Source organism: Rhodothermales bacterium (assembly GCA_039944855.1).
GTDB lineage: Bacteria > Bacteroidota > Rhodothermia > Rhodothermales > JANQRZ01 > JBBSMX01.
This window is the reverse complement of the sequence record JBDUXZ010000005.1, coordinates 485,898-503,009: the sequence shown is the minus strand read 5'-3', so window position 1 is coordinate 503,009 and position 17,112 is coordinate 485,898. Positions and strand designations below refer to the sequence as shown.

Here is a 17,112-nt window from a genome sequence, read left to right as displayed (position 1 = left end):
CCTCGGAGGGGGAGGACAGGTGGGGGTCCGCCTCGCTCGACGCGACCGCATCGGGCTCCTCGAACGCTGCGGACCCCCCGCTCGCCCCGCAAGCGGGGCTTGCTGCCCCCCTCCGAGGGGGCGAGTCCATAACACACTCTAGCGGCACAGGGTGGAGTCGGACTGGACGTTACCCGAACGGATGGGCGCAACAGGTCTCACGTTCGACGGACGCACCGTCGAAGTCGCCGGGCACCGGTGGCCGGTCCCGGTCCGTGTGTTGGATGGGGTTCGGATTGAGGAGCGCGTCGTTCTCCTGTTCGATTGGGTCGCTCTCGCGGCGCACGAGAATCGGTTGGGTCAGGTCCAGAACCTCCGGGGCTACACCCCCGCGGGCGAGCATATGTGGACGGCGCAGCACCCGACGAACACGTCGGCCGACTTCTATGCTCAGATCGTCAGCCGCGTCCCCCTGGTGGTAGCTAACTTCGTTGGGACGGACTGCACGATCGACCCGCTGAACGGGCGGCTGCTCCATCAGGATGCCAGGAGCTAAGCGTGGATCGACCGCCCCGTACGCGGTGAAGCCGGGGTGAGGGCGGAACGCGGCGGAGTGCGCCGCGTGTGAGGCGTGCCGCAATGTTGGCAGCCCCGCCGAGTATATTCTTGCCCCCTGCTCCTCACCCACATCGCCCCCGTATGAAACGACTCGTCGTCGTAGAGTCCCCGACCAAGGCCCGCACGATCCGCAATTTCCTCGCGAAAGGGGAGTACCAGGTCGAGGCGTGCATGGGCCACGTCCGCGATCTGCCGTCCTCCGCCTCCGAAGTCCCCGCCGCCATTAAGAAGGAGTCGTGGGGCACGCTCGGCGTGAACGTGGACGAGGGCTACCAGCCCGTCTACGTCATCCCGAAGGAGAAGCGGAAGGTGGTGAAGGAACTGAAGGACGCGCTCAAGAACGCCGACGAGCTTTATATCGCGACGGACGAGGACCGCGAGGGCGAGTCGATCGGTTGGCACCTCCTCGAAGTGCTTAAGCCGAAAGTGCCGGTGCGTCGGATGGTGTTCCACGAGATCACGAAGGAGGCCATCCAGCACGCCCTCACCGACACGCGCGAGATCGACCAGCGGCTCGTCGACGCGCAGGAGACGCGGCGCGTGCTCGACCGGCTCGTGGGCTACACGATCAGCCCCCTCCTGTGGAAGAAGATCGCCCCGCGCCTCTCGGCCGGGCGCGTGCAGAGCGTCGCCGTCCGCGTGCTCGTCCAGCGCGAGCGCGAGCGGCTCGACTTCGTGTCGGCCGGCTACTGGGACCTCAAGGCGACGCTGGAGCAGGCCAAGCAGGAGTTCGAAGCCACCCTCGTGGCGCTCGGCGAGCAGAAGCTTGCGACGGGCCGTGACTTCGACGAGAACACGGGCAAGCTGAAGGAGGGATCGGACGCCTTCGTGCTCGAAGAGGCGCAGGCGAAGGATCTCGCGGACCGGCTCCCGAGCGAGCCGTGGCGCGTCGCGTCGGTCGAGTCGAAGGTGATCACACGGCGGCCCGCGCCGCCGTTCATCACGTCGACGATGCAGCAGGAGGCCAACCGCAAGCTCGGGCTCTCCGCCCGCGACTCGATGCGCGTAGCGCAGAAGCTCTACGAGCAGGGCCACATCACGTATATGCGGACCGACTCGCCGAACCTCTCGTCGGAGGCCATCGGCGCGAGCCGCCGCGCCGTCGAAGAGCGGTACGGCGCGAAGTACCTCTCGCCGAAGCCACGGCAGTTCTCGGCGAAGAAGAGCAGCGGGGCGCAGGAGGCGCACGAGGCTATCCGCCCGGCCGGCACGCAGATGCGGACGAAGAGCGAGATCGGACTGAGCGGCGTCGAAGGCAAGCTCTACGACCTCATCTGGAAGCGGACCGTCGCCACGCAGATGGCCGACGCGAAGCTGCGGCAGACGCGCGCCGAGATCACGGCCGGCGAGGCCGGGCCGGAGCAGGCGACGTTCCGCGCGAACGGGCAGACCGTCGAGTTCCCCGGCTTCTTCCGCGCTTACGTCGAGGGCTCCGACGATCCGAACGCGGCGCTCGAAGACCGCGACAACCCGCTCCCCGAGCTCAACGAGGGCGATACGCCCGATTGCCACGGCGTCGAAGCGCTCGGCCACGAGACGAAGCCGCCGGCGCGCTACACCGACGCGACGCTCGTCCGCATGCTGGAGAGCGAGGGCGTCGGCCGCCCGAGCACGTATGCGTCCATCATCGACACGATCGTGAACCGGGGCTACGTCCGCCGCGACGGCAAGCAGCTCGCCCCGACATTCACCGCCTTCGCCACGAACAACCTCCTCGAGCACAACTTCGAGCAGCTCGTCGACACCGGCTTCACGGCCGAGATGGAGCAGATCCTCGACGACATCGCGAGCGGCGACAAGGAGCCGGTGCGCTTCCTCGAACGCTTCTTCCGCGGCGACAGCGGGATCGAGCCCCGCGTCGAGGCCGGGCTCGAAGGGATCGATGCCCGCGAGATGTCGACGATCGAGCACCCGAAGTGGGGGCCGTTCCGCGTCCGCGTCGGCAAGTTCGGTCCGTACGTCGAAGGCGAGCTCGACGGCGAGACGAAGACGGCCTCGCTCCCCGAAGCCCTCGCCCCGGCCGACGCCGACGAGGCGAGCCTGCGCGACCTTCTCCGCACGAGCAACAAGCCGGACGAAATCCTCGGCATCCACCCGGAGTTCGACCAGCCCGTCCTCGTCAAGCAGGGACCTTACGGCCCGTACGTCCAACTCGGCGACGACGATCAGGAAGGCAAGCCGAAGCGGACCTCGCTCCCGAAGGGGGTGAAGGCGGAGGATGTGGACTTGCCGCTCGCGCTCGGGCTGCTCTCGCTCCCGCGCACGCTCGGCGAGCACCCCGATGGCGGGGTCGTAAAGTCGAGCATCGGCCGCTACGGCCCGTACGTCCAGCACGGCAGCCTCTTCGCCTCGCTCAAAGCCGAGGACGACGTGCTGAAGGTGAAGCTCGATCGGGCGGTGGAGTTGCTCGCACAGAAGCGGCAGAAGAACAAGCCGCTCCGCACGCTCGGCGCGCACCCCGAAACCGGCGACCCGATCGAGGTCTTCGAGGGGCGCTACGGCCCGTACGTCAAGCACAAGCGGACGAACGCGACGATCCCGAAGGGCACCGAGCCGGACGACGTGACGCTGGAGCAGGCCGTCGAACTGCTAGCCGAGAAGGCGGGCAAGAAGGGCGGGAAGAAAGGCGGTCGTCGGAAGAAGACCGCGTAACAAGCACGTCCGGCCGACCCACCGGACCAGCACGCCGATAGCTCACGATGGCCGCTCAAAAAGGAAGCGCATCCGAGGACGAAGGGGAGCCCACGTCGCAGACGCTGCTGGAACGGCTGTTCTCCGAGGACTGGCGCTGGACGTTGACGGGCGGCGCGATCGCGCTCGTCGTGACGTTCGGCGGGGCGTGGGCCGTGGGTGAGACGAGCGGGGCGGAGGCGAGGGCGCTCCTCAACGGGATGCTTCCCACGACGCGGTTTCTCTGTTCGGGCGTGATGACGGCCTCGGCGACGACGCTCGCGCTGATGCTGACGCTCCTCAGCCTGAGTGCGAACGCGAACAGCAAGCTCAAGCAGGACCACTACGAGCGCGTCCGCCAGATCGCGCTCCTTGATACCGTCGCGTTCATCGCGGCGACCATCGTGCTGCTCTGCCTCAACATCCCCGTCGAGCAGGCGGACAACGTGGCCGCCTCGTGGTACGACGTGCTCTACTACGCCTTCCTCGGCGCGTCGGCCGTGCTCGGCGGTCTCCTCGTCGTCATCGTGCTGATGCTCTATAACACGGTGAAGTACATGATTCTGATTGTTGGCCCGGCAGACACGGACGAGCTGGACTTCGTCGAAGCACAGACCGAAGACGAGTTGGGGTAGTCGGCCGCTGCCGCTCGGGCTACCGACCGACGTCGTCACCCTGCAGCGAGGCGAGGATGTTGAGGTACGAGAGGTAGCGCTCCGGCGCGATCTCGTCGTTCTCGACGGCCTCTTTGACGGCGCACTCCGGCTCGTGGTCGTGCGTGCAGGGCGAGAACTTGCAGTCGCTGAGATAGGGGAGCATCTCGATGAAGTAGCCTGAGAGCTCTTCTGGGGCCATGTCCCAAATCCCGTATTCGCGGATGCCGGGCGTGTCGGCGACGTAGCCGCCTGCGACGGGGAGGAGCTCGGCGAACGTCGTTGTGTGGCGGCCCTTCTTCGTCTTCTCGCTCACCTCGCCCGTGCGGAGCCCCAGTGTCGGCTCGACGGCGTTAAGGAGCGTGGACTTCCCGACGCCGGAGGGGCCGGCAACGACGGAGATCTTGCCTGCCAGCCGCTCGCGGAAGCCCTCAATGCCGTCGCCGGTCTCGGCACTCACGAGGAGGACGGGGTAGCCGAGGCTCGCATACAGCCCCTGCCAGTAGGCTACGTCTTCGGCGTGATCCTCGCGCACGATGAGGTCCGACTTGTTGACGACGATGCCCGCCGGGACGCCGTACGCCTCGGCCATGACGAGGAAGCGGTCCACGAAGCCGGGGTTGAACGAGGGGAGCCGCGACGCCTGCACGCACCACGCCGCATCCACGTTCGCCACGAGCACGTGCTCGCGGCCGGCCCGCCGGCCCGCCGCCCGCCGGCTCAGCTTGTTGTGGCGGGGGAGGAGTTCGACGATCAGTCCGGTTCCGTCGGCGTCCATCCGCATCGCCACGCGGTCGCCGACCGCGACGGGGTTCGTGACGTCGCGCTCTTCGAGCCTGAACTTCCCGCGCACTCGGGCCTGGAAAATCTCGCCGTCGTCGGTGCGGACCTCGTACCAACTGCCGGTGGAGCGGAGGACGAGTCCCTCTCGGACGGCAGGTGAGGAGGGATCGGGGGCGTCGGGCATGGTGAAACTTGCGGGGGAGGGTCCCGTCAAAACGAGCGTGTAGACCGACTCACTGAAGTGCGGTCGGGACCGGCGAAGGCATCGCCGGCTCGCGCCGTACGCTAACCCTGACAACGATGCCGGAAGCCCGTGAGGATGCGCGGAAGCAGTACTCGAAAACGCGCGCCGAGTTTGAGAAGCTGGAGACCCAAGATAAAACCGCCTTCGTTCTGGAGGCGACGTTCGCCACGATTGGGCAGGCCATCGAAGAAACGGGGCGCCAGTTCGCCGATGTGCTGGATCGGGCGGCGAACTTCGACTTCGGCTCGTGGCGGGAGGAGGGCGACGAGTCCGATGCGCCGAACCCGGCCGCGCCGCCTACCTCGGACAAGCGTGCGCCGTCGCGCGGCAAGAAATCGAGCGAGGAGGACGAATGAGCGAGGGGCCCACGGATAAGACCGAACGCTGGATCGCCCGGTTCGAGCAGGCGAGCCTCGCCGGCAAGGCCGCCTTGCTGGGGGGCTCCGCCATTCGCTTCACGGCCGACCTGATCGACAAGACACTCGACCGCGCGGCAGACACGGTTGCCGAAGCCGAGCGGGCTTTCAAGCGCGAGCTCGACCCCACGATGGAGGACGCCAAGATCCTCGAAGAGTGGGACGAGGAGCGCTGACGGATCGACGGGTGTTACGCGCCGGACTCGTCGTCCTCTGATTCGTTTTCGTCGTCGGGTGCGTTTTCTCCTTCAGGCGTGCCGTCTCCCTCCGCCTCGCGGGGTTGCAGCGGTTTGCACGTGCGGCAGGGGGAGTAGTCGAGCATCGCTTCGGCGAGCGGGATGGCGAACGTGCGCGAGCGGAGGTGCTTGCAGCCCTCCAGGTGGAATTTCCGCCCCGTGCGCGTCACGTATACCGTTGCCTCGCTGTTGACGCCGGACCCGGCGAGCACTTCCCGCAGCGCCTCAGCCTGGGTGTTCTCGACCTGTCCTTCTGCACCGCCTCCGGCCACGCCGCCGATCACGGCGGACCGGACGGCCTCTTCGGCGATGGGAGCCGCGACGGGAGCGGGCTCCGGATCGGGGAGGGCGTGGAAGAGCGCGGCGGAGACGTACCCCGTCTCCCGCTCGCCGGTAAGTCGGACTTTGCCCCACCCCCGATCGACCGCGAGCACTTGGAAGGGGACACCTGGCCGGACGACCCCGAAAGCCTCATAGTTCATCCCCGGCCCGACACGGACGTTCGCCCACTCGTTGACGATGCGGATCGCGCCCGTTCCCGCAGGCACCGCAGCGAACACCACCTCAGACAGCGGCTCGTCCGCGGACGCACGTTCGCCGCCAGTCCGCCGGTTCTCTTCGGGCTTGTAGGAGGCCAACCCCGCCGATCCGAAGCGGGAGACGTAGGGGCGGAAGGCGAAACCTGCGCGCACGGACTCGCCCACCTTGTACACCTCGTACCACCCTTCCTGATTGGCGACGGGGGTAATCCGCACCTGGTCATCGCGGGTGATGGACGAAACCTCCTCGGAGAAGGCGTCTGGTTTGGCGTAAACCTTGTCGGCGAGGAGGTAGCCCACCTGCTGCCCCGTCGCCATGGTTTCGCTCGATGTCGACGAGCGGGAGGGGGCGCCGGACTGCGCGCTGGCGACAGGCGCGAAAAGGCATGCCACGATCCCGAAGCACAGTACGAGGCGGGCTCTCATGCTCAAGGCAGGGGGAAAGAGGGTCATCGAAGACTCGGGATTTTCTAGAGTTTGTCTTCCGGCTAACGTGTGCATGAGATGATAGGGACAGGCTACAGGGAGGTCAAGTCATTACACCGTGTAGAAGAATACAGAAATCGTTCCCATTGTTCGGCGGGGAATGATAAAACACTGGCGGGCTATGCGGAGGGGCGTTCAGTACAAGAAAAACAGCGGGCCGCCCGTGCGATAACGAGCGGCCCGCAACCCAGCGTATGTCTATGCGCTTGGCTACTGCATCACCGTCTCGCCCTCGGCAGTCGGCTGCGGGGCGGGATGACTGTGGCCGGCGATGAGCTGCTTTTCCCGCTCGGGGAGGGCGAACTTCTCCTCGGGATCGGCCTGGGCCTTCGTCTCCAAGACGTGCTCGAAGAGCTCGCTGATGCGCGAGACGTACGCGACCTCAAGTCCTTCAATCGCGCTCTCTTTGATCTCGTCGATGTCCTTCCGGTTCTTCTCGGGGAGGACGACTTTCTCGATCCCGGCGCGCTTGGCGGCCAGCACCTTCTCTTTGATTCCGCCGACGGGGAGGACGAGCCCGCGCAACGTGATCTCTCCCGTCATGGCAACGGTGTGCTTGACGCAGCGCTGGGTGTAGATGCTGGTCAGCGCGGAGATCATCGCCACGCCTGCGCTCGGACCGTCTTTCGGGATGGCACCGGCGGGGACGTGGACGTGGACATCCCAGTAGCGGAAGGCATCGAGCGGGATCGACAGCTCCTCGGCGTGGGCCTTGAGGTACGAAAACGCGGCCTGCGCGCTCTCCTTCATCACATCGCCGAGCTGGCCGGTGAGGATGAGGCGGCCGGAGCCCCGGCTGAGGCTGGCCTCGATGAAGAGGATGTCGCCGCCGACGGGCGTCCACGCGAGGCCCGTTGCCACGCCGGGCACTTCGGTCCGCTCGGCCACGTCGGAAAAGAACTTCCGGCTGCGGAGGTAGGTCTCGACATCGTCGCGCTCAATCGTCTCGTGCTCGGTCTCGCCGAGCGCCACCTTCTTGGCGACGCCGCGGACGACCGAGCCGATCGTCCGTTCGAGCTGGCGGACGCCGCTCTCGCGCGTATAGCCCTCGATAATGAGCGCGAGGGCGTCGTCGGTGATCTCGAACTGCTCCTCCTTCAACCCATTGCGCTCGACCTGGCGCGGGACGAGGTACTGCTTCGCGATCGCGAGCTTCTCCGACGGCGTGTAGCCGTTGATCTCGATGATCTCCATCCGGTCGCGTAGCGGCGGCGGGATCTGGTCGAGGTAGTTCGCCGTGGCGATGAAGAGGACCTTCGAGAGGTCGTAGTCGAGCTCGAGGTAGTGGTCGTTGAAGCTGTCGTTCTGCTCGGGGTCGAGGACTTCGAGCAGGGCCGAGGACGGGTCGCCCCGGAAGTCGGCGCCGAGCTTGTCCACCTCGTCGAGCATGAACACGGGGTTCGACGTGCCCGCCTTCTTCAGGCCCTGGAGGATGCGGCCGGGGAGCGCGCCAATGTAGGTCCGCCGGTGGCCGCGGATCTCGGCCTCGTCGCGGACGCCGCCGAGCGACATCCGCACGAACTCACGGTCTATGCTCCGCGCGATGCTCTTACCGAGCGAGGTCTTGCCGACGCCGGGCGGGCCGTAGAAGCACAGGATCGGGGCCTTCATGTCGCCCTTCAGCTTCAGCACGGCGAGGTATTCAAGGATGCGCCGCTTGACGTCTTCGAGCCCGAAGTGGTCCTCGTCGAGGATCTCCTCGGCCCGTTTAATGTCGAGGTGGTCCTCGGAGTAGTGCCGCCACGGGAGGTCGAGGATCGTCTCGGCGTAGTTGCGGACGACGCCGTACTCGGGGCTCGCGGGGTTCGTGCGGGCCAGCTTGGTGAGCTCTTTTTCGAGCGTCTCGCGGACGCGCTCGGGCAGCTCGTCACCGCGCTTTTCGAGGCGTTCGCGGAGTTCGCCGGCCTCGGCCGCGCCGCCCTCGCTCTCGCCGAGTTCGTCCTGGATCGTCTTGAGCTGCTGGCGGAGGAGGTACTCGCGCTGTTGCTGGTCGACGTCGGTTTTTACCTTCGAGCGGATCTCCTCGGAGATCTGGAGCACCTGAATCTCCTGCTGGAGGTACTTCGTCACGAGCTGCGCGCGCTCGATGATCGGGATTGTCTCGAGCAGCTCCTGCTTGTTCTCGACGTCGATCTGGAGGTTCGACGCAATGAAGTGGATGAGGAAGCTGGGGGACTCGATGTTCTGGATCGCGTAGGCCGCCTCGCTGGGGAGGTTCGGGCTCATGTTCACGATCTGGATCGCGAGCTCCTTGATGGAGCGGACGCGGGCGGCGAGCTCGACGTCTTCGTCCGGCACGTCTTCGTCGATGGGCTCGACGGTGGCGCGGAGGTAGGGGTCCTCCTGCGTGAACTCGGTGATGCGGAAGCGCCGCTTGCCCTGGATCACGATGCTGACGGAGCCGTCGGGCATCTTGATCAGCTTGAGGATCGTGGCCGCCGTGCCGACGCGGTAGAGGTCGTCGGGGTTCGGATTTTCGACGTCGGCGTCGTGCTGGGAGACGACGCCGATGAGGCGTTCGCCGGCGTAGGCGTCTTTGACGAGCTTGAGCGAGGCGTCGCGCCCGACGGTGATGGGAAGGACGACGCCGGGGAAGAGGACGGTGTTGCGGAGGGCGAGCACGGCGAGGTCGCCGGGGAGGTCGGCCTCGTGCATCTTCTTCTCCTCGTCGGGCGTGAGGAGGGGGATACTCTGGGCCGCCTCTTCGTCGGCGAGCCACAGCGGGATTCGATTCATGAAATGGACCTTGTCGTTCGGAGTCGTGGGGGCGCGGAGATGGGGGCCGCGCAGCGTGGAGGAAATGCCCAAAACCATGCCAACCGGCGCACGTGCCAAAGTGGCGGACGGGGAGGGGAGCCCCGCTCGTCTCCCCGGTCCGCTACGTGCTGCCGAGCACGCGGTGGATCGTCGCGTCGAGCGCGTCGATCTGGAAGGGCTTCTTGACGACGACATCGACGTGGGCGGACTTGTCCTCGGCGTCGGTGTGGCCGGTGAGCAGAACGATGCCGAGATGGGGATGGTGCTGGCGGATGCGGTAAGCCAACTCGTGCCCGCTCATCTCCGGCATCCCGAGGTCGGTGACGACGAGGTCGAAGGGGTGGTCGGCGAGCTTTTCGAGCGCTTCTGTCCCGCCGCTGGCCTCCTCGACGGCGTGGCCGCGGAGGCGGAGGAGCTTGGCCGTCACGTTCCGCACCATCGCCTCGTCGTCCACGACGAGCACGCGATACGAGGTCGCGTCGTCGGCGAGCGGTGTCGGCTCGGCGGACGCTGCGGCGGGGATCGACTCGGCGGCGCGGGCGGGGAAGCGCAGCGTGAACACGGTCCCGTTGCCCGATTCGCTCTGCACCTCGATCGCGCCGTCGTGCTCCTTCACGATCCCGTACGACACCGGGAGCCCCATGCCCGTCCCGTTCTCGCCCTTCGTCGTGAAGAGCGGCTCGAAGATGCGCTGCCGCGTCGCCTCCGGCATGCCCGTGCCGGTGTCGCGGACCTCGGCGACGGTGTAGGCGTCGCCGTCGGCGTGGGTGGAGAGCGTGAGCGTGCCGCCGTCCGGCATCGCCTGCACGGCGTTGAGGATGAGGTTGACGAACACCTCGCGCAGCTCGGCCTCGTCCCCAAGGATCGGGGCGACGGGGTGGAGCTTCTTCGCGAGGCGGATCGAGATGCCCTGCCGGCGCGGCTCGTTAAACCAGTACGGCCGCGTCAGTGAGGCCACCTCGTCCACGAGGTCGGAGAGGTCGAGCGGGGCGAACCGCTGCTCGTTCTCGTGGCGGATGTAGCGCTGGATCTTGCGGACGAGCGCGGCGCCGTCGAGGGCCGCCCGGCGGACGGTGAGGAGTTGATCCTGCGCGTCGGGTTCCGTGTGTGGGTCGCTCGTCATCAACTCGACGTGGCCGAGGATGCTCGTGAGGAGGTTGTTGAAGTCGTGCGCGATCCCCATCGCCATCTGCCCGAGGAGCTCCATCCGGCGGCGCTTCGTCTGGTCCATCGTCCAGCGCGTCGGCTCTTGCAGCACTTCGCCCGTGATCACGACGGGGCGCGCGCCGATGGCGGCGTCGGGGACGTGGACGGGGAGGAAGTTGAGGAGGATCGGGGCCGGGAGGTCCTTGTGGTGGCGGGCGACGAGGAAGACCTGGTGCGTGACGAGGGCACCGGCGCCGGCCTCGGCGAGGTATTCCCCGGCGAAGCGCCGGTCCTCGGGCTCGAGGCATTCCCACAGCTCGCCCCGCCCGAAGACGGCGTCCCACGCGGCATTCGAGCCCAGCCGCTTGCCTTCGGCCGTGGCAGTGGCCGCGAGGAGTTCGGGGGCCAGGAGGGGAAGGACGTCGGAGGGACTCGGTTCCATCGGAGGGGCGGGTGAGGGGTAGAGCAGAGCCGTCAACGCTCGGCGGCCGGGAGCGGCGGCAACCGAGCAGAGTAGAATAGCAGCCGACGAGGCCCCGGTGCAAGGGGCGCTACGGCGCGGCCGTCGTCAAGTCGTAACGAATCCTCCGCCCGGCCGTCCCCTTTTCAGCGAGCGGCCCCTACCTTTGCGCTTCCCCCTCGCTTCGACCCGACACGACTATGTGGCACGAGAACATCCTCGGCAGTATCGGCGATACGCCGCTCGTAAAGCTGAGCCGGATCCCGGCCGGGATCCCCTGCACCGTCCTCGCCAAGGTGGAGTTCTTCAACCCCGGCGGCTCCGTCAAGGACCGCATCGGGATCGCGATGATCGAGGACGCCGAGGCGAAGGGGCTCCTCAAGCCCGGCGGCACCATCATCGAAGGCACGAGCGGGAACACCGGCGCCGGCCTCGCCATCGCGGCCATCGCCAAGGGCTATAAGTGCATCTTCACCACGACCGACAAACAGAGCCAGGAAAAGACCGACGTGCTCCGCGCCTTTGGCGCCGAGGTCATCGTCTGCCCGACGGCCGTCGCCCCCGACGACCCCCGCTCGTACTACTCCGTGGCGAAGCGGCTCTCGACCGAGATCCCCAACTCGTTCTACCCCAACCAATACGACCACCCCGCCAACACCGAGGCGCACTACCGCACGACGGGCCCCGAGTTGTGGGAGCAGACGGAGGGCCGCATCACGCACTACTTCGCCGGGGCCGGCACGGGCGGCACGATCTCCGGCACGACGAAGTACATCAAGGAGCGGAACCCCGACCTCACGACCGTCGGCGTGGACCCCTTCGGCTCGGTCTACCACGTCTACTTCCACACCGGCGTCTTCGACGAGTCCGAGATCTACCCCTACTTCATCGAGGGCGTCGGCGAGGACATCCTCGCGGGCAACATGGACTTCTCCCTCGTCGACGACTTCGTGCAGGTGACGGACAAGGCGGCGATGCAGATGACGCGGCGGCTCGCACGGGAAGAGGGCCTCTTCGTCGGGCAGAGCTGCGGGATGGTCGTCGCCGGGATGATGCAGTGGCTCGACGATCACCGCGACGAGCTGAAGGAAGACGACGTCGTCGTCGTGCTCCTCCCGGACTCCGGCTTCCGCTACCTCTCGAAGACGTACAACGACGAGTGGATGCACCGCCACGGCTTCCTCGACCAGCCGACGGCCGTGACCGTCGCCTCGATTCTGAGCGGGCGCAAGGGCGAGCGCGGCGTCGTCGCGCTCGCGCCCGACGACACCCTCGCCGAGACGATCGGCGTGATGATGCAGCACGGGATCAGTCAGGTGCCGGTGATGGACGGCGGGAAGGTGGTCGGGAGCCTCACCGAGAAGCGGATCCTCAACCTCCTCATCGAGGAGCCCGACGCCCGCGACCGCGCCGTGCGCGAGGTGATGGGGAGCCCGCTTCCCATCCTCCCGATGCACACCACGCTCGAAGAGCTCTCCGCTCACCTCGACGCGCAGACGGGCGCCGTGCTCGTCCACGCCCCCGACGACGACCACTACGACATCATCACCCGGTCCGACCTGATCTCGGCGCTCGCCGAGTCCGGCCGGTCCCAGCAGAAAACCCGATGAGCCAAGACTCCGAGACCCCGAAGAAAGAGCAGCAACCCCAACTCAACATCGAGCTGACGGAAGACGTCGCCGAGGGCACGTACTCCAACCTCGTGATGATCGCCCACTCGCCGGAGGAGTTCATCCTCGACTTCATCCGCGTGATGCCCGGCGTCCCGAAGGCGCGCGTGAAGAGCCGGATCGTGGTGACGCCGCAGCACGCGAAGCGGCTGCTCGGCGCGCTCGAAGAGAACATCTCCCGCTACGAGGCCAGCTTCGGCCCCATCGGCGAGGGCGGCGGCGCTCAGCCGAAGTTCTCGTTCAACATCCCCGGCGGCGAGGCATAGCCGACCTGTTTCCGCCGCGCCGCCTCGCGGGTCTCCGTCGCGACCGTGTGGAGGGCGTAGCGCTTGGCCCGGCGCGTTACTTCGTAGTGGTAGTGCTGTGACATCGCGAAGAAGTGCCGCCTCATGAACCAGGCGAGGAAGGCCAGCGGCAGCAGGGGGATGATGATGTGGAGGGGCCAGTGCTCCACCATCGTCGCGGCGAGCGAGGTCTTGTCCGCGAGGCCTCCCGTGCGTAGTTGGGCCTCGACCTCCCGGGCCCGGCGGCTCCGCACCATCGCCGTCTTCCACGACTCCAGGTCCGGCGCGTTGAGCGCCACATCAGGGTGATACTCGCCGAAGATGTCGTTCATCGTCGTGTCGGGGACGATGAAGTAGTGCAGGGTGAAGAGGGTGCCCTGGATCATGACGACGATCAGGAAGGGCAGAAGGACCGCGTTGCGAAGGAATCGCTTGAGGTGACGCGCCTCGCGGCGGGTGCGGCGGCGACTGCGCTCGTTCCCCACTTTCCCGTTCCTCGCCGCCAGCCGGAACGTCCCGTACGGCAGGAAGGCTACGAGGAGCACGACCAGCAGGCAGATCGGGCCGAAGAGGAGGAGCAGCATGGGCAACACGTTCGGGTCGTAAACGTCGGTAAAATATTGGGGTAGCGGAGGAGTGTTGGCTCGTCTGGTGTGCGCTTTTACAACCGCGCGAGCGCAGGCACCGTCCGCTCGTTGACGACGTCGCCCGTGTTCAGCGTGCCCGCCGGCTCGAAGAGGAGGAGGTGGACTTCCTCCTCGGCGACTGGCCGGTGCTCGACGCCGCGCGGGACCACGACGAACTCGCCCGGCTCCAGCGTCACGGCCCCGTCGCGGAGCTCGATCACGAGCCGCCCTTTCACGACGAGGAACAGCTCGTCCTCAGCCTCGTGGCGGTGCCACACGAACGGCCCCTCCAGCTTCGCGAGTTTGACGTGCTGCCCGTTCAACTCGGCCGCGATGCGCGGCGACCACCGCTCGTCGAACGAGGCGAAGGCGGCGGCGAGGTTGACTTTTTGAATCGTGTTAGGCTCCATCACTCTCCGGTATCGGCAGGTTGCTCGGGGGATGAAGCGGCCTCGGAGGGTGCCGCGTTCTTGACGTAGGTATCGAGCCAGCGGTCCATCTCCCAGACCATGTGGAGGACGGAGGCGCGGGCGCGGTAGCCGTGGCTCTCGTGCGGGAGCATCACGAGCCGCGCCGTCTTGCCGAGCCCTTTGAGCGCGTTGAAGTAGCGCTCGCTCTGCATCGGGAACGTGCCCGAGTTGTTGTCGGCGGCACCGTGGATGAGCAGGATCGGCTCGTCGACGGCGTCGGCGTGCATGAACGGGCTCATGGTGTAGTAGACCTCGGGCGCTTCCCAGTACGTTCGCTCCTCAGACTGGAAGCCGAACGGGGTGAGCGTCCGGTTGTAGGCCCCGCTTCGGGCAATCCCCGCGCGGAAGAGGTCGGAGTGAGCCAACAGGTTCGCCGTCATGAACGCGCCGTACGAGTGGCCCGCGACGGCCACGCGGTCGGGGTCGAGCACGCCGCGCCGCACGCCCTCGTCGATCACGGCCTGCGCGTTCGCGACGAGTTGCTCGACGAAGGCGTCGTTCGGCTCGTCGTCGCCCTCGCCGACGATCGGCATCGCGGCGTCGTCGAAAACGGCGTAGCCCCGCGTCACCCACGGCACGGCGCCCCAGTAGCTCACGTACTTGAACTGGAACGGGGAGTCGGTGCGCTGGCCGGCGGCGTCGGCGCTCTTGAACTCCTGCGGGTAGGCCCACACGAAGCCGGGGAGCGGGCCGTCGCGCTCGGCGTCGTAGCCGGCGGGGAGGTAGAGCGTGGCCGAGAGCGGGACGCCGTCGGCGCGCTCGTACTGGATCGTTTCCTTCTGGACTTCGGCGAGCTCGGGGTACGGGTGCGGGAAGCTCGTGAGTTGGACGGCCTCGTCGTCGTCGAGGTCGCGGAGGTAGTAGTTCGGCGGCTCCACCGCGGTCTCGCGCCGCGTCAGGATCGTGCGCTCGTCGAGGTCGACGGCTGCGACGACGTCCTCGTAGTACGGCGCTTCGGAGCGGAACAGCTCTTCGGTCTCGCCGCTCGCGAGGTCGATCTTGCGCAGGAACGGCCGGTTGCCGTCGGGCGAGGCGCCCTCGCCGGAGAGGAAGATGCTCTGCCCGTCGTCGGCCGTCGCCACGAGGTATTGCCCCGCGCCGTTCGACTGCATGACGGGAGAGCCGGGGTCGTTGTAGCGGTCCTCCCACGAGTACGCGAGGAGCCGGCGCGGCGCGGCACCGGGCGCGTCGGGATCGACGAGGTAGACCTCCTGCATCCGCGTGTTCCAGAACCAGTCGAGGACGAGGGCGAACCCGTCGCCCCACATCACGCCGCCGTAGCGGAGGGGGAGCGTGACGAGCGGCACGGGCTCGCCGTCGAACGGCGCATCGAGGAGGAAGACGCGGTCGCGCTCGGCGGCCTCGGCGCGGATGTCGCCGCCGTCGAGCGCCTCCGTCCAGTAGAGCGTGGCGTCGGCGTCGGCGCGCCAGCCGAGGCTGCGGATGCCGGTCGGGACGGAGCCGTAGCCGACGGGGACTTCCTCGGCGAGCCCCAGATCGGCGATCTCTTCGACGAGTGCGCCGTCGGCGGCGTGGACGGTGATCCGGTTGGGGAAGCGCCCGCTCGGGACGAGGTACGAGAACGGTCGGTGCCACCGCTCGACGAGGACGTACCGCCCGTCGGGCGAGGGCGCGGCGTCGCTGACGAGCCCGCGGATCCCGAGCGGCGTCACGGTCCTGTCGAGCCCGACGCGGACGACCTCGGTGTCGAAGTAGTGCTCGAAGAGGGCCTCGTCGTGCGGTCCTGTCAGCAGGTCCTGGTACGTCCGCGCCGGGGCCTCCTGCCCCATGTTCTCCTGCACGACCGGCCCCGTCGGCGCGAGCGGCGCTTCGGGCGCGGCGCCCCGGTCGGCCGGCACGGTGTGGACGAGGAGCGAGCGGCTGTCCGGCGCCCACGCGAACGGCGTGCCCCCGGCGGCATCGTTGACGGCGAGCGTCGTCAGGCGCTCCGCCTGCCCCGCGCTGACGTCGAGCAGCCAGAGATCGATCCGGTCGGCCTCGTCGTTCGTGAACGCGACGTGCCGCCCGTCCGGTGCCCACTCGACATTGCGGATGCGCGGCGCGGCGGGGAGCCCGGCGACGGCCCGCTCGGCCGCTCCGGCCTCGACAGGCTGGAGCGCGAGACTGTTGTACGACGACGAGCGGCTCGGCCCGTTCGTGCGCGGGTTGATCCGCGATCCCGCGAGGCCGAGTTCCGGCTCAGCGAGCTCGGCAATCGAGGGGAGGCTCGGCCGGCCCATCAGCAGCATCTGCGCGCGGTCCGGGCTGAGGCTGACGCGCGGCGTCGGCGGGGCGTCGACGAGCGCCGCGAGGGCGGGCGGCGGCGTCTGATACACGTCCTGCGCCGCGACGGGCACGGCGGCAAAGACGAGGAAGGCGAGGACGAAACGAGAGCGATGCATGGGTGCACAGGTTGGTCGATGCCGTAAGGTAGGCGGCGGGCACCTCCGTCTCAACCCTGCTCGACCCGAGTTGTGAAGTATGGCGATGTCCTGCGCTCTGGGTCCTCCTGTGCGGAGGGAGCGTCGGCGAGCGGAGTTGAATGGGTCTCTTCGGGCGTGGCCTCGATAATCAGTTCGACGTTCCCCGGAGAGATCCTTCGACAAGCTCAGGATGACGAGGGATAGGCCGCAGCTCGGGTTGCTTATGTTGGGCGATGCTGTACCGATTCCTCGCCGATCTTGTCGTCGTTTTCCACCTCGCGTTCGTCCTGTTCGTCGTCGTGGGCGGCCTCCTCGTGCTGCGCCGACCCCGCCTCGCGTGGCTCCACGTCCCGGCGGCGGCGTGGGGCGCGCTCATCGAGTTCGCCGGGTGGATCTGCCCGCTGACGCCGCTGGAAAATCGGCTGCGGCGACTCGGCGGAGAGGCGGGATACACGGGCGGCTTCGTCGAGGAATACCTGCTGGCCGTGCTCTACCCGTCGGGGCTGACGCGGACGCACCAGTTCGTGCTCGGCGCACTCGTGCTCGTCCTCAACCTCGCTGTCTACGCCTGGCTGCTCCGAGGCCGACGTCAGAGAGGATGCGGATAGATGGCGCTCGCGTCGTTCCTCGCTGAAATCAGTGGCGACGTACG

At 67.6% G+C, this 17,112-nt stretch carries 15 protein-coding genes; 8 read left to right on the top strand and 7 right to left on the bottom strand.

Annotation, left to right across the window (positions count from 1 at the left end; genetic code table 11):
• Window positions 1-181: 181 nt before the first annotated feature.
• The 3 genes from ABJF88_04720 to ABJF88_04710 all read left to right on the top strand — a co-directional run bounded on the left by ABJF88_04720 (window position 182) and on the right by ABJF88_04710 (window position 3,902).
• The gene (locus ABJF88_04720) at window positions 182-535 is read left to right on the top strand and encodes a hypothetical protein (protein ID MEP0546213.1); all 354 of its coding nucleotides are present in this window, start codon (window positions 182-184) and stop codon (window positions 533-535) included.
• A 143-nt stretch (window positions 536-678) separates the two neighbouring features.
• Entirely contained in the window at window positions 679-3,249 is a 2,571-nt protein-coding gene (gene topA, locus ABJF88_04715) for a type I DNA topoisomerase (protein ID MEP0546212.1), read from the top strand.
• A gap of 47 nt (window positions 3,250-3,296) precedes the next feature.
• Window positions 3,297-3,902 carry a hypothetical protein gene (locus tag ABJF88_04710; GenBank protein MEP0546211.1) on the top strand — a complete coding sequence of 202 codons (606 nt, stop codon included), beginning with the start codon at window positions 3,297-3,299 and terminating at the stop codon, window positions 3,900-3,902.
• 19 nt (window positions 3,903-3,921) lie between these two features.
• Here ABJF88_04710 and rsgA read toward each other — a convergent pair whose 3' ends face one another.
• Window positions 3,922-4,887, bottom strand: coding sequence for a ribosome small subunit-dependent GTPase A (gene rsgA / locus ABJF88_04705; GenBank protein ID MEP0546210.1), 966 nt, complete (start codon window positions 4,885-4,887; stop codon window positions 3,922-3,924).
• A 116-nt stretch (window positions 4,888-5,003) separates the two neighbouring features.
• On the opposite strand from rsgA, the gene ABJF88_04700 reads away from it, so the two are divergent.
• Complete coding sequence (locus ABJF88_04700; GenBank protein MEP0546209.1) at window positions 5,004-5,303, top strand: hypothetical protein; 300 nt, start codon at window positions 5,004-5,006, stop codon at window positions 5,301-5,303.
• Window positions 5,300-5,539 (top strand): hypothetical protein, encoded by a 240-nt coding sequence (locus tag ABJF88_04695; GenBank protein MEP0546208.1) that lies wholly within the window; start codon window positions 5,300-5,302, stop codon window positions 5,537-5,539. Before ABJF88_04700 ends, ABJF88_04695 begins: the two co-directional genes overlap by 4 nt.
• 14 nt (window positions 5,540-5,553) lie before the next feature.
• Here ABJF88_04695 and ABJF88_04690 read toward each other — a convergent pair whose 3' ends face one another.
• From ABJF88_04690 to ABJF88_04680, 3 genes are all read right to left on the bottom strand, one after another.
• Window positions 5,554-6,564: an SH3 domain-containing protein gene (locus ABJF88_04690; protein MEP0546207.1), complete on the bottom strand. Its 1,011-nt coding sequence runs from the start codon at window positions 6,562-6,564 to the stop codon at window positions 5,554-5,556.
• Window positions 6,565-6,834: 270 nt separating this feature from the next.
• Window positions 6,835-9,360 carry an endopeptidase La gene (gene lon / locus ABJF88_04685; GenBank protein MEP0546206.1) on the bottom strand — a complete coding sequence of 842 codons (2,526 nt, stop codon included), beginning with the start codon at window positions 9,358-9,360 and terminating at the stop codon, window positions 6,835-6,837.
• Window positions 9,361-9,502: 142 nt separating this feature from the next.
• Window positions 9,503-10,969: an ATP-binding protein gene (locus ABJF88_04680; GenBank protein ID MEP0546205.1), complete on the bottom strand. Its 1,467-nt coding sequence runs from the start codon at window positions 10,967-10,969 to the stop codon at window positions 9,503-9,505.
• Between the two features lie 218 nt (window positions 10,970-11,187).
• Between ABJF88_04680 and ABJF88_04675 the strand changes: the two genes are divergently transcribed.
• Window positions 11,188-12,597, top strand: a complete 1,410-nt coding sequence (locus tag ABJF88_04675; protein ID MEP0546204.1) for a pyridoxal-phosphate dependent enzyme — start codon at window positions 11,188-11,190, stop codon at window positions 12,595-12,597.
• Entirely contained in the window at window positions 12,594-12,923 is a 330-nt protein-coding gene (locus ABJF88_04670; protein MEP0546203.1) for a DUF3467 domain-containing protein, read from the top strand. The genes ABJF88_04675 and ABJF88_04670 overlap by 4 nt, the downstream gene beginning before the upstream one ends.
• Here the strand turns inward: ABJF88_04670 and ABJF88_04665 are convergent.
• The 3 genes from ABJF88_04665 to ABJF88_04655 form a co-directional block, all read right to left on the bottom strand.
• Window positions 12,881-13,525: a hypothetical protein gene (locus ABJF88_04665; protein ID MEP0546202.1), complete on the bottom strand. Its 645-nt coding sequence runs from the start codon at window positions 13,523-13,525 to the stop codon at window positions 12,881-12,883. The two genes, ABJF88_04670 and ABJF88_04665, sit on opposite strands and share 43 nt — an antisense overlap.
• A 77-nt stretch (window positions 13,526-13,602) precedes the next feature.
• Complete coding sequence (locus ABJF88_04660; protein MEP0546201.1) at window positions 13,603-13,977, bottom strand: cupin domain-containing protein; 375 nt, start codon at window positions 13,975-13,977, stop codon at window positions 13,603-13,605.
• Window positions 13,977-16,439 (bottom strand): prolyl oligopeptidase family serine peptidase, encoded by a 2,463-nt coding sequence (locus ABJF88_04655; protein MEP0546200.1) that lies wholly within the window; start codon window positions 16,437-16,439, stop codon window positions 13,977-13,979. The genes ABJF88_04660 and ABJF88_04655 overlap by 1 nt, the downstream gene beginning before the upstream one ends.
• 254 nt (window positions 16,440-16,693) lie before the next feature.
• On the opposite strand from ABJF88_04655, the gene ABJF88_04650 reads away from it, so the two are divergent.
• Window positions 16,694-17,068 carry a DUF2784 domain-containing protein gene (locus ABJF88_04650; protein MEP0546199.1) on the top strand — a complete coding sequence of 125 codons (375 nt, stop codon included), beginning with the start codon at window positions 16,694-16,696 and terminating at the stop codon, window positions 17,066-17,068.
• The last annotated feature ends 44 nt before the right edge of the window (window positions 17,069-17,112 follow it).

Excerpts from the sequence above, each read along its gene's own strand:
- ABJF88_04720 (MEP0546213.1), top strand. The coding sequence starts at position 182 with ATGGGCGCAACAGGTCTCACGTTCGACGGACGCACCGTCGAAGTCGCC.
- topA (MEP0546212.1), top strand. The coding sequence starts at position 679 with ATGAAACGACTCGTCGTCGTAGAGTCCCCGACCAAGGCCCGCACGATC.
- ABJF88_04710 (MEP0546211.1), top strand. The coding sequence starts at position 3,297 with ATGGCCGCTCAAAAAGGAAGCGCATCCGAGGACGAAGGGGAGCCCACG.
- rsgA (MEP0546210.1), bottom strand. The coding sequence starts at position 4,887 with ATGCCCGACGCCCCCGATCCCTCCTCACCTGCCGTCCGAGAGGGACTC.
- ABJF88_04700 (MEP0546209.1), top strand. The coding sequence starts at position 5,004 with ATGCCGGAAGCCCGTGAGGATGCGCGGAAGCAGTACTCGAAAACGCGC.
- ABJF88_04695 (MEP0546208.1), top strand. The coding sequence starts at position 5,300 with ATGAGCGAGGGGCCCACGGATAAGACCGAACGCTGGATCGCCCGGTTC.
- ABJF88_04690 (MEP0546207.1), bottom strand. The coding sequence starts at position 6,564 with ATGAGAGCCCGCCTCGTACTGTGCTTCGGGATCGTGGCATGCCTTTTC.
- lon (MEP0546206.1), bottom strand. The coding sequence starts at position 9,360 with ATGAATCGAATCCCGCTGTGGCTCGCCGACGAAGAGGCGGCCCAGAGT.
- ABJF88_04680 (MEP0546205.1), bottom strand. The coding sequence starts at position 10,969 with ATGGAACCGAGTCCCTCCGACGTCCTTCCCCTCCTGGCCCCCGAACTC.
- ABJF88_04675 (MEP0546204.1), top strand. The coding sequence starts at position 11,188 with ATGTGGCACGAGAACATCCTCGGCAGTATCGGCGATACGCCGCTCGTA.
- ABJF88_04670 (MEP0546203.1), top strand. The coding sequence starts at position 12,594 with ATGAGCCAAGACTCCGAGACCCCGAAGAAAGAGCAGCAACCCCAACTC.
- ABJF88_04665 (MEP0546202.1), bottom strand. The coding sequence starts at position 13,525 with ATGCTGCTCCTCCTCTTCGGCCCGATCTGCCTGCTGGTCGTGCTCCTC.
- ABJF88_04660 (MEP0546201.1), bottom strand. The coding sequence starts at position 13,977 with ATGGAGCCTAACACGATTCAAAAAGTCAACCTCGCCGCCGCCTTCGCC.
- ABJF88_04655 (MEP0546200.1), bottom strand. The coding sequence starts at position 16,439 with ATGCATCGCTCTCGTTTCGTCCTCGCCTTCCTCGTCTTTGCCGCCGTG.
- ABJF88_04650 (MEP0546199.1), top strand. The coding sequence starts at position 16,694 with ATGCTGTACCGATTCCTCGCCGATCTTGTCGTCGTTTTCCACCTCGCG.